Genomic DNA, 10,705 nt, shown 5'->3' with positions numbered 1-10,705 from the left:
CCCCGGAAGGACCACGATGATCTCCACCCTCCTGTCCCAGCTGGACGGGCCGGACGGTGACCGCACCCCGCGACTCGCGTACGGCGCCGACTACAACCCCGAGCAGTGGCCTCGCGAGGTGTGGGAGGAGGACGTCCGGCTGATGCGGGAGGCCGGCGTCAACCTGGTCTCCGTGGGGATCTTCTCCTGGGCCCGCATCCAGCCGGACCGGGACCAGTGGGACTTCGCCTGGCTCGACGAGGTCATGGACCTGCTGCACGCGGGCGGCATCGGCGTCGACCTGGCCACCGCCACCGCCTCCCCGCCGCCCTGGCTCACCACCGCGCACCCGGAGATCCTGCCGGTGACCGCCTCCGGTGAGACGGTGTGGCCGGGGGCGCGCCAGCACTGGCGTCCCACCTCGCCCGTCTTCCGCGAGCACGCGCTGCGCCTGGTACGCACGATGGCCGAGCGGTACGCCGGCCACCCGGCGCTGGTGGCCTGGCACGTCTCGAACGAGCTGGGCTGCCACAACGTCTACGACTTCTCGGACGACGCGGCCCGCGCCTTCCGCGACTGGCTGCGCGCCCGCTACACCACCCTCGACGCCCTCAACCACGCCTGGGGCACGGCCTTCTGGTCGCAGCGCTACAGCGACTGGGGGCAGATCCTGCCGCCCCGGCTGGCCGGCTCCCACCCCAATCCCACGCAGCAGCTCGACTTCAAGCGCTTCTCCTCCGACGCGCTGAAGGAGTACCTGATCGCGGAGCGCGACGTGCTGCGGGAGATCACGCCGCACGTGCCGGTCACCACCAACTTCATGGTGATGGGCAACACCAAGGGCATGAACTACCCGGAGTGGGCGGGCGAGATCGACTTCGTCTCCAACGACCACTACGTCCACCCGGGCCCGCAGGACCGCGACGAGCTGTCCTTCTCCGCCAACCTCACCAGCGGGATAGCGGGCGGGCAGCCTTGGTTCCTGATGGAGCACTCCACCAGCGCGGTCAACTGGCAGCCCGTCAACGTGGCCAAGCGGCCGGGCGACCTGGCCCGCGACTCGCTGCTGCACGTCGCGCACGGCGCCGACGCCGTCTGCTTCTTCCAGTGGCGCCAGTCGGCGGCGGGCGCCGAGAAGTACCACTCCGCGATGGTGCCGCACGCCGGCGCCGACAGCGAGGTCTTTCGCGCGGTCGTCGAACTGGGGCAGACCCTCAAGGCGCTGGCCCCGGTCGCGGGCTCCGAGCGCGAACCGGCCCGCGTGGGCATCGTCTACGACTGGGATTCGTGGTGGGCGAGCGAGCAGGACTCGCACCCCACCGCCCTCCTCGACTACCGCCAGGAGGCCCTGGACTGGTACTCGGCGCTGCACACCCTCGGCATCCGCGCCGACGTCGTGACCACCACGACCGATCTCGACCGGTACGACGTCCTGATCACCCCGGTGCTGCACGTGGTCCCGGCCCCGCTCGCCAAGGAGCTCACGCGGTACGCGGAGGCCGGCGGCCACCTCGTCACCACGTACTTCTCGGGCGTGGTCGACGAGAACGACCACGTGTGGCTCGGCGGTCACCCCGGCGCCCTGCGTGAACTGCTCGGTATCCGCATCGAGGAGTTCGGCCCGCTGCTCGACGGTGACTCCGTCGCGCTGGACGGCGACGCCACGGGCACCCTGTGGACCGACCGGATCGACGTCACCGACCCCGCGGTGGAGGTGCTGGCCCACTACCGCAGCGGCGCGTACGCCGGGCGGCCCGCGGTCACCCGCCGTGCGGTGGGCCAGGGCTCGGCCGCGTACGTCTCCACGCGGCTCGGTGCCGAAGGGCTCGCCGGGCTGCTGCCCGCGCTGCTCGGCCCGGCGGGTGTCGAGAGCGAACTGCCCGCCGACGCACGGGGATCGGTCGAGCAGACCGTGCGCCGCGGCCCCGACGGCCGCTTCCTGTTCCTGGTCAACCGGACCGACGACGACGTGGCCCTGACGGGTCTCGCCGGAGAGGTCCTGATCGGCGGCACCGGCACTGGCACCGGCGGCGGTCTCGTCCTGGGGCCGAGGGGCGTCGCCGTACTGCACCAGCGCACGGCCTGAGCACGCCGGACCGGGTGCCCGACGATCGGCACTCCGAACACCCGGTCCTCCCCGCACGACGGAATCCTCGGACGGCACCGCGTCCGTCCGGGGGCGTTCCCTCCTGCCCGACGGGCGGGAGGTCCACCGCGCAGCGACCCACACCTCAGTCGGGAGCACACGATGGCACGCCGTACCCGCAGCAGACGTCTCCTCGGAGCCGCCGGACTCACCGCTCTGGCCACCGGGGCCGCCCTGACCCTGGCGCCCCCGTCGACCGCGCAGGCCCCGGCGGCGGACAATCCGTCGGTCACCGTCCGGCCCGATCCCTCTTACGCACAGCAGAAGTTCGAGGGGTGGGGCACCAGCCTCGTCTGGTTCGCCAATGTGACCGGCGGCTATCCGAAGGAGATACGCGAGAAGCTCGCGAAGCTCCTCTTCGGGGACGACGGGCTGGCGCTGAACATCGCCCGGTACAACATCGGCGGTGGCAACGCCCCGGACGTCAAGGACTATCTGCGGGCCGGCGGTGCGGTGGAGGGCTGGTGGCGGGCGCCGGCCGGCACCACCCGCGAGGACACCGACTGGTGGAGCGCCGACGACCCGGCCGACTGGAACAAGGACGCCGACGCCACCCAGCGCTGGTGGGTCGACCGGATCAAGGACGACATCGACCACTGGGAGACCTTCAGCAACTCCCCGCCGTGGTTCATGACGAAGAGCGGCTATGTGTCGGGCGGGTTCGACGCCGCCGAGGACCAGCTCAAGACGGAGTCCGTGGACGACTTCGCCGCCTATCTGGCGGGGGCCACCAGGCGCCTTGAGAAGGCCGAGGGCATCAAGGTCGACACCGTCGACCCGTTCAACGAGCCCAACACCACCTACTGGAGCACCCGGCTGGGCACCGACGGCGAGCCCGTGGGCGGCCGTCAGGAGGGCGCGCACATCGGCCCCGAGCTCCAGCAGAAGGTGATCGCCGCTCTGGCCCCGGCGCTGAAGAAGGCGAAGGCCAAGGCGGAGATCTCGGCGATGGACGAGACCAACCCGTCCATCTTCGCGACGAACTGGAACACCTACCCGCAGGAAGTGCGGGACCTGGTCGGCCAGTTGAACGTCCACACCTACGGCACCGGCCAGCGCACCACCGTACGGGACCTGGCGAAGGCGGCCGACAAGCCGCTGTGGCAGAGCGAGGTCGAGGGCGACTGGGGCGACGGACAGAGCTTCACGGACATGCGTCCGGGGCTCGGCCTGGCCCAGCGCATCGTCGACGACCTGCGGGAACTGGAGCCCAAGGCCTGGGTGTTCTGGCAGCCCGTCGAGGACTACGACAACATGAAGCCCGGCGGCGAGTCCGCCAAGGGTGGCAACTGGGGCAGCATCCAGCTCTCGTTCAGCTGCACCTCGAAGGACACCCTGAAGTCGTGCCCGATCTACACGAACACCAAGTTCGACACGGCCCGCAACTTCACGCACTACATCAAGCCCGGTGACCGCCTGATCAAGACGGACGACACGTCCAGCGCCGCCGCCGTCTCCGAGAAGGGCGACCGGGCGACAGTCGTCCACGTCAACAGCACCACCGAGGCCCGTACGGTCACCGTCGACCTGTCGAAGTTCGGCGAGGTCGGCCGCAACGCCACCGTCACCCCCGTCGTGACCAGCGCCGACGGCAAGCTGGAGCGCCGGGCCGCCGTCAAGGTCAGCGACCGCACGGCCACCTTCACCGTGCCCGCCCAGTCCGTGACCTCCTTCCTGGTCAAGGGTGTCTCCGGGGTCGCGAAGGACGCCGCCGAACTGCGCAAGGGGCACACCTACGCGCTGACCGGCGTCCAGAGCGGGAAGGCCCTCACGGTCGCCGACAACGGCACGGGCCTCGTCATCAGGAGCGCGGCGGCCGACGCGCCGGGTCAGCAGTGGAAGCTTCGCCAGATCTCCGGTGACACCGGAAACCGGCAGCGGTACGTGTTCAGCAACCCGGTGGAGGGCAAGCGGCTGGCCGTCCGTGACGGCGCCCCGGTGCTGGAGGCCGACACCGGCGCCCGCGACAGGGCCACCCAGTGGATCATGTCGTCGACCGGGGACGGCACCTGGACCCTCGTCAACGCGGCCACCGGACGGCTCCTCGAAGTCGGCGGCCAGGCCACGAACGAGGGTGCGGCCGTGACGCTGTGGACACCCAACTCCGGCGCCAACCAGCGCTGGAAGGTCACGGAGGTGTCCAACCCGGCGGGCTGACCACCGCGTTGCGCGTGATCCCGTTCCCTACGATGGCCGGGTGACCAGTGACACCGCGTCGGAGCCGGGCATCACAGCCGGCTCCGACGCCGACGCGCGTACAGAGACCGTGACACCGGAGCCCGGCGCCTGGGCGGAGCGGCTGCGCCGGTTCGGGTTCGTGGCGCGCCCGCGCACCGACACCAGGGATCTTCTGGTCCCGCCGTTCCCGGAACCGGGCACCCGCTTCGGGGAAGCCCTCGGTCTCGGCCCGGTGGCGGCACACCGGCTCGCGCGGGCGATGGGCTGGCTGGGCCCGCTGCTGGTGGCCGCCCTCGCGGGAGCGATCCGTTTCTGGCATCTTGGCCGGCCCCGGGGTCTCGTCTTCGACGAGACGTACTACGCCAAGGACGCGTGGTCACTGCTCCGGCTCGGTTACGAGGGCACCTGGCCGGACCGCAAGGTCGCCGACCCGCAGGTCCTCGCGGACCCTCAAGTGATCCCGCTCTCCGACGCCGGGGCGTTCGTCGCGCATCCGCCGCTGGGCAAGTGGGTGATCGCCGTCGGTGAGTGGGTGTTCGGCTTCGACCCGTTCGGCTGGCGCTTCATGGTGGCGCTGCTCGGCACGCTGTCGGTGCTGATGCTGTGCCGGATCGGCCGCGGGCTGTTCCGCTCGACGGCGCTGGGCTGTCTGGCCGGACTGCTGATGGCCCTGGACGGCCTGCACTTCGTGATGAGCCGCATGGCGCTGCTCGACCTCGTCGTCATGTTCTTCGTGCTGGCGGCGTTCGGGGCCCTGCTCATCGACCGGGACCGGGCGCGGGCCCGTCTCGCGGCGCGTCTGCCCGTGGACGAGGACGGCTTCACGGGCCCCGACGCGTACACGGCCGAGCAGGTGGGGATGGGCGTACGGCCGTGGCGTGCCGCGGCCGGGCTCCTCCTCGGGCTGGCCGCCGCGTGCAAGTGGAACGGCCTCTATTTCCTGGCGTTCTTCATGGTCATGACCCTGCTGTGGGACGTCGGCGCACGTCGCGTCGCCGGGGCCCATCGGCCCTGGCTCGCCGTTCTGCGCAAGGACGCCCGCTGGTCGGCGCTCTCCGTGGTGCCGGTGACCGTGGCCGGCTATCTCGCCACCTGGACCGGCTGGTTCCTGTCCGACGGGGGCTACGGACGGCACTGGGCGGAGGGCCGCGGGGGCCCCTGGTCGTGGATTCCGGCCCCCCTGCGCAGCCTGTGGCACTACGAGAGCCTGGTCTACGACTTCAACGTGGGGCTGAGCACCCCGCACCGGTACGAGTCGAACCCCTGGAGCTGGCTGGTGCAGGGCCGTCCGGTGGCGTACTCCTACGAGACGGACTTCGTGCAGGACGGCTGCCGCACGGCCTCGGGCTGCTCCCAGGTGGTCCTCGCGCTGGGCACCCCGCTGCTGTGGTGGTCGGCGTGTGTGGCCCTGCTGTATCTGCTCTTCCGGTGGGCCCTGCGCCGCGACTGGCGGGCGGGCGCCGTACTGTGCGCGGTGGCCGCGGGCTATCTGCCGTGGTTCCAGTACCAGGACCGTACGGTCTTCGCCTTCTACGCGGTCGTCTTCGTGCCGTATCTGTGCCTGGCGGTCGCGATGGCGGCGGGGGCGCTGGTGGGCCCGCCGGGGGCGGACGGCAGACGCCGGACGTGGGGGACGGTCGCCGTGGGCGCCGTGGTGCTGCTGATCGTCTGGAACTTCGTCTACTTCTTCCCGATCTATTCGGGGGCGACGATCCCGTACTCGGACTGGCACTCCAGGATGTGGTTCGACACCTGGATATGACCGGTCGAACGGTCAGGCGGTCTGGCGGTCTGGCGGTCTGGCGGTCTGGCGGGCCACGACGCGCGGACCGCACGGCGACGGGGAGTCACCATGCGGTCCGTTCTCGTCCTGTGTGCGAGCCTTGACGGCGTCGCGCACCTCACCGCCTGCGGCTCCTGCTCCCCCACCCGGTGCCCACGCCGGCGACGTGAAGTGCCAGCACCGTCAGACCGATGAGCATCACGTTCGTCGACGTGAAGGTGTCGTTGGTCGCGATGTCCGCGGCGTTGATCAGGAACGCGATGAAGAACAGGACTGCAGCTGCTATGCCGAGCACGGATTCTCCTCTTTCCGGTCGCGGGACGGGAGCGGCTCCCGTCCCCGACCTCCGTGTGCCCCGGCCCGGCCGAAACAGACGCGGCAATCAGCGGCGGACCAGCACCCATGACTCGGTCCGATCGTGGTACTCGCCGATCACACAGGAATCACCAGAGACCGCTGCGTTCCGGTTCACCTACCATCCCCACCGGACCCGGACGAGTAGACCCCTCGTCGTCGGGAAGCAGCAGCGGTGGAAGCACAGGATCAGCACAGCCCCGTGGGGAGTGGGCTGGGGAAGGCGCAATGGCGATCGAGCCGCGTTGGGACGACAAACTGCCTTCTGAGGAGATGTACACCCGGACGACGACCTTCCCCGGCGAGCTGCCCAACGTGACGGGCGCGCGACTCGCCGCGGAGGAGTTCCTCCTTGCGCTCACGCGCACCTCGCCACCGGCCGCGCCCGAGCACTGGGACGACATTCTGCTGGTGGTCACGGAGCTGGCGGCCAATGTGGTGCAGTACGCGCCGGGCCCGTTCGAGCTGCGTCTGCGGCGTACGTTCGACGGCGTGCACGTGACCATGCGCGACACCAGCACCACCCCGCCCGCACCGCGCCCGTTCCATCCCGGCCGCGGTGACGGGGGTGTCGGCTGGCATCTGATCCACACACTGTGCGACCAGGTGAGCGTGGTGGTGACCGACACGGGCAAGGACATCCATGTGTTCCTGCCGTGGTGAGGACCGGCGCCCGTCAGGTACCTACCCGGAGCGGCCCCGGACGGTAGTCGTCCGAGGCCGCAGGTGTGCCGGTTCCGTCCGTCAGACGAGCGGCACCAGCACGCTGACGATCTTGCCGCCCTCCGGTCGCGGCTCGACGGAGATGTCCCGCGCGAGCCGGATGATGACCGGCCAGCCGTAGCCGTTGCCGAGGTGCTGCGTCGGCAGGCTTCCCGCGCCGAAGGCGGCGGCTGGGATGACGTCACTGTTGTCGTGCACGGCCAGCCGCACACCCTGCGGCGTGGGCGTCACCTCGAACCCGGCCAGCCCTCCCCCGTGCCGCACGGCGTTCGCCGCCAGCTCCGAGACGACCAGCGAGAGATCGATGAGGGCCGCCTCGGTCGCCGTGCGGTCGGCGTCGTTCCACTGTTCCAGCACCACGGCGTGGGCGTACGCGCGGGCCATCGCCGCGGTCGTGATGGGGGCCCGCGCCGTCGCCGCGGTCGTGACCTGGGCGGGCTCCGCGAGCGTCACCTCTGGCGGACTGTCCGTGGACGCGAGGGTGGTCGTGTCGGTTCGCTCCATATGCGTCGTGTCCCTGCACTCTGGTTCTTCGATGCCCGGCGCCGGCCCGGAGCCGCCCAGCGGCTTCTCGGACCGGTCACCGTCCCCGGCATCGCCTTCACCTGCGCCTCGTCGCGGGAACGAGTGGCTGCGCGGTCGTGATCGGCGTCATCGCTGTCTCCTCGCTCCGCGTCCTACGCGCTCCTCCTTCCCGCTGGATCGACATCCACCGCCATCCGGCGCAGCGGACGCGTCACGCCGGCTCAGGTCGTGGTCGTCTGCCGTGGGGGCAGGCTCCGGTAGTAGTGGCCGACTCCGGCGAGGTATTCGGGGTCCAGCGTCTCGCGGTCGGTCTTGAACCGGGGCGCGGCCTTGATCTCGTCCTCGGTGCACGCCACCTTGATCTCCCGGGCCTCCGGGTCGATGAAGGTGACCAGGCCCACGGGCACGAGAACGCTTCTGCCGAACACCCAGCCACCGGTGTCGACGATCAGATGCCGCATCCCGGATTCGTCCACCTGCCGGTCCACGTGCCCGATCGTCCCGTCGGCCGCGGCGACCGTGAACCCCGTGAGCAGCAGCCCCTCCGCGTATCCGCTGGCCGGTGCGTACGACCAGATTCTGTCGGTGGTCACGTCGCTGCTTCCTTCCCATGGTCGATGTGCGAACGGAGCGCCGCGGCCGGTGTGGGCCGGCCGCCGTCCTCCTGGGGCAGCCAATACCCTCCCGCCCCGTCCGCATTCCCGGCGTTTTCCGCGAGGCGCCCTCGTCGGTGCCGTGCGGCCCGTGCGGCACCTGGTCCGCGAAAGGGGGCGCGGCGGCTTGCGACGGGAAAGGCAGACCACCTCGGAAAGAGCAGGCGTACCGTCCGGGAAGCAGGGAACCAGGAGTTCTGGAGGTTGATAACCATGGTTCCCATCATTCTTGTTCTTCTGCTCGCCCTTCTCCTTTTCGGTGCGGGTTTCGCACTCAAGGCGCTGTGGTGGATCGCGGTCATCGTGCTGGTCGTCTGGCTGCTCGGCTTCGTCGTACGGCCCACCGCCTCCGGTGGCCGCCGTGGACGCTGGTACCGCTGGTAGAAACCGCAGGCAGGAGGGCCATGAGCCCTCGGACACCGGTCGGCGCGCCCGCCACCGCCGAACATCGAATTCCCAGGGAGGAATGAGGAATGACGTCGTCCCGAACCGAGCCCAAGTACACCGTTCCCGGACTCAGCGTCCAGGACGGCGGGAAGGTTATCGAACTGCTCCGCCTGCGGCTGCACGCACTCAATGACCTCTCGCTCACGCTGAAGCACATTCACTGGAATGTGGTCGGTCCGCATTTCATCGCCATTCACGAAATGCTCGACCCGCAGGTGGACCGGGTCCGCGCCATGGCCGACGACACCGCCGAGCGGATCTCGGCGCTGGGCGGGGTGCCGGTGGGGACTCCCGGCGCCCTCGTCGCCGAGCGGACCTGGGACGACTACGACGTCGGGCGCGCGGACGCGATCGCCCACCTCGGCGCCCTCGACCTGGTCTACACGGGCATCGTCGAGAGCCATCGCGCCGCGCTGGCCGAGGTCGGCAAGTTCGATCCGGTGACGGAGGACCTCCTCATCGAGCAGCTGCGCTCCCTCGAACAGTTCCAGTGGTTCGTGCGCGCGCACCTCGAAAGCTCCGGTGGTGACCTCGCCACGGCGGGCACCCGCACCGAGACCGAGGCCGCGCGCTCGGCGCACGAGGACGGGGCCCGGTAGCGGGGCCCGTGACGCGAGAGGGGCCCGGATCCACTGCGGATCCGGGCCCCTCTGGCGTGCTTCGGCCCGTCTTCGCGGGCTGCGGGCGCAGCGGGCCTCAGACGCGGGAGACGTAACTGCGGATCGTCGTGCCGGTGTCGCCGGTGTGCAGACGCACCAGGTCCGAGAGGTGGTGCACGAGCAGGAGGCCGCGACCGCCGATCTGGCCGGGGGGCGCGGGGCGGCGGCCCGCGAGGGGATCGGTCAGCCGGCCGAAGTCCTGCACCTGGCAGACGATCTGCTCCTGCTCCGCCCACAGGCGCAGGATGCCCGTGCCGCCCGCGTGCACCACGCTGTTCGTGGTCAGTTCGGCGACGACCAGGGCGAGATCCTGCAGACGGGCCGCGCTCATCCCCCGCTCCCTCGCCTGGGCGAGGGCGAAGTCACGGGCTTCGGGCAGCGCTTCGGCGTCGTAGCGGAAGGTCGCCGCGCCGGACGGAGAGGCCAGCGGTTCGTTGCAGCGCGCGAGCGCCTTCGCCGGGTCGTACGTCTCACTGACCCGCCGGTGTCCCCCGGTGATGAGGACGGGGTGGGTGGCATGGGCGTCGGCCAGTACGTCCTTGGGCAGGGACCGGGCGTCGTACGGACACAGGATGGTCACCTCCCGGCCGCGGAACGCCTCGTTGATGAGGGCCTCGTGCTGGAGGCAGGCGGGGTATTCCACGGCGGTGCGCCCGGGCCAGACCGGCTCGCCGATGATGCGGACGCGGACACCCGCCCGGGCGTCCGCGAAAGCCCGCAGGACCGAGGGGATGATGCGGCCGGGGTTGCGGCCGGCCAGGGTCATGTCGACGAGGTGCACGGCTTCCGCCGCCGCGCCCAGTGCCGCCGTGAGCAGTTCGAGCCGCGCGGCGGGAGCGGCCACCGCCACGGGCTCGGAGGCCGCCAGCCCTTCCCGTACGAAGGGAACCGTGCCCGCCAGGTACTCCTGGTCGTCGCGGTAGAAGAGCGCGGGGTGCACGAACGGCGCGCCGGTCGTCGGCCCGGTGGCCGTCGTCGTCACGTCGGCACTCCTGTCGGGGGCGGTACGGCCCGGCCCTCGCGTCGGCCGCACCGGCTGCGCCGACGGATCCGGACGGGGTGGGCGGGGGCGTGCCGGATGTGCCGACGAGTGGAGGGATCGCGTCGGTTCGCCGTCGCGCGACGGCGGTATCGACGTCGAGCTGTCCGCGCTGTCCCACAGGTCCACCCGTTTCACCCCGGGGCCACCCTACGCCGTCGCACTGACGTTCCCTCGTCACTCAGGTGTTTCCCGCACGCCCTTCGGGCCGGTCACACC

Annotated in this window: 10 protein-coding genes; 6 read left to right on the top strand and 4 right to left on the bottom strand. The window is 70.9% G+C overall.

The genetic code is table 11. The features are described from left to right. Positions 1-16: 16 nt before the first annotated feature. The 3 genes from ACFWGJ_RS35550 to ACFWGJ_RS35540 all read left to right on the top strand — a co-directional run bounded on the left by ACFWGJ_RS35550 (position 17) and on the right by ACFWGJ_RS35540 (position 6,065). Entirely contained in the window at positions 17-2,065 is a 2,049-nt protein-coding gene (locus tag ACFWGJ_RS35550; RefSeq protein ID WP_387332850.1) for a beta-galactosidase, read from the top strand. 162 nt (positions 2,066-2,227) lie between these two features. Beyond that, the gene (locus ACFWGJ_RS35545; RefSeq protein ID WP_387332848.1) at positions 2,228-4,282 is read left to right on the top strand and encodes a glycoside hydrolase; all 2,055 of its coding nucleotides are present in this window, start codon (positions 2,228-2,230) and stop codon (positions 4,280-4,282) included. Between the two features lie 40 nt (positions 4,283-4,322). Further along, the gene (locus ACFWGJ_RS35540; RefSeq protein ID WP_387332845.1) at positions 4,323-6,065 is read left to right on the top strand and encodes a dolichyl-phosphate-mannose--protein mannosyltransferase; all 1,743 of its coding nucleotides are present in this window, start codon (positions 4,323-4,325) and stop codon (positions 6,063-6,065) included. A gap of 139 nt (positions 6,066-6,204) precedes the next feature. Here the strand turns inward: ACFWGJ_RS35540 and ACFWGJ_RS35535 are convergent, their stop codons facing one another. Then, complete coding sequence (locus tag ACFWGJ_RS35535; protein ID WP_210893339.1) at positions 6,205-6,381, bottom strand: hypothetical protein; 177 nt, start codon at positions 6,379-6,381, stop codon at positions 6,205-6,207. Positions 6,382-6,668: 287 nt separating this feature from the next. Here ACFWGJ_RS35535 and ACFWGJ_RS35530 point away from each other — a divergent pair, with 287 nt between their 5' ends. After that, a complete protein-coding gene (locus ACFWGJ_RS35530) occupies positions 6,669-7,103 on the top strand; it encodes an ATP-binding protein (RefSeq protein ID WP_387332843.1) in 435 nt (144 codons plus the stop codon). 81 nt (positions 7,104-7,184) lie between these two features. Here ACFWGJ_RS35530 and ACFWGJ_RS35525 read toward each other — a convergent pair whose 3' ends face one another. Both ACFWGJ_RS35525 and ACFWGJ_RS35520 read right to left on the bottom strand, forming a co-directional pair. Further along, positions 7,185-7,667 (bottom strand): ATP-binding protein, encoded by a 483-nt coding sequence (locus tag ACFWGJ_RS35525; RefSeq protein WP_387332841.1) that lies wholly within the window; start codon positions 7,665-7,667, stop codon positions 7,185-7,187. A gap of 242 nt (positions 7,668-7,909) precedes the next feature. Continuing rightward, positions 7,910-8,281: a PRC-barrel domain containing protein gene (locus tag ACFWGJ_RS35520; protein ID WP_387332839.1), complete on the bottom strand. Its 372-nt coding sequence runs from the start codon at positions 8,279-8,281 to the stop codon at positions 7,910-7,912. A 273-nt stretch (positions 8,282-8,554) separates the two neighbouring features. Here ACFWGJ_RS35520 and ACFWGJ_RS35515 point away from each other — a divergent pair, with 273 nt between their 5' ends. Together ACFWGJ_RS35515 and ACFWGJ_RS35510 are read left to right on the top strand one after the other, a co-directional pair. After that, the gene (locus tag ACFWGJ_RS35515; RefSeq protein WP_107017343.1) at positions 8,555-8,725 is read left to right on the top strand and encodes a hydrophobic protein; all 171 of its coding nucleotides are present in this window, start codon (positions 8,555-8,557) and stop codon (positions 8,723-8,725) included. 89 nt (positions 8,726-8,814) lie between these two features. Beyond that, on the top strand, positions 8,815-9,387 hold the full coding sequence (locus ACFWGJ_RS35510) for a Dps family protein (RefSeq protein ID WP_387332837.1): 573 nt from the start codon (positions 8,815-8,817) through the stop codon (positions 9,385-9,387). 97 nt (positions 9,388-9,484) lie between these two features. Here ACFWGJ_RS35510 and ACFWGJ_RS35505 read toward each other — a convergent pair whose 3' ends face one another. Continuing rightward, entirely contained in the window at positions 9,485-10,429 is a 945-nt protein-coding gene (locus tag ACFWGJ_RS35505; protein ID WP_387332835.1) for an anti-sigma factor RsbA family regulatory protein, read from the bottom strand. Positions 10,430-10,705 lie beyond the last annotated feature (276 nt).

Source organism: Streptomyces sp. NPDC060205, from assembly GCF_042728395.1.
Lineage (GTDB): Bacteria > Actinomycetota > Actinomycetes > Streptomycetales > Streptomycetaceae > Streptomyces.
This window is presented reverse-complemented; position numbering and strand designations above follow the sequence as displayed.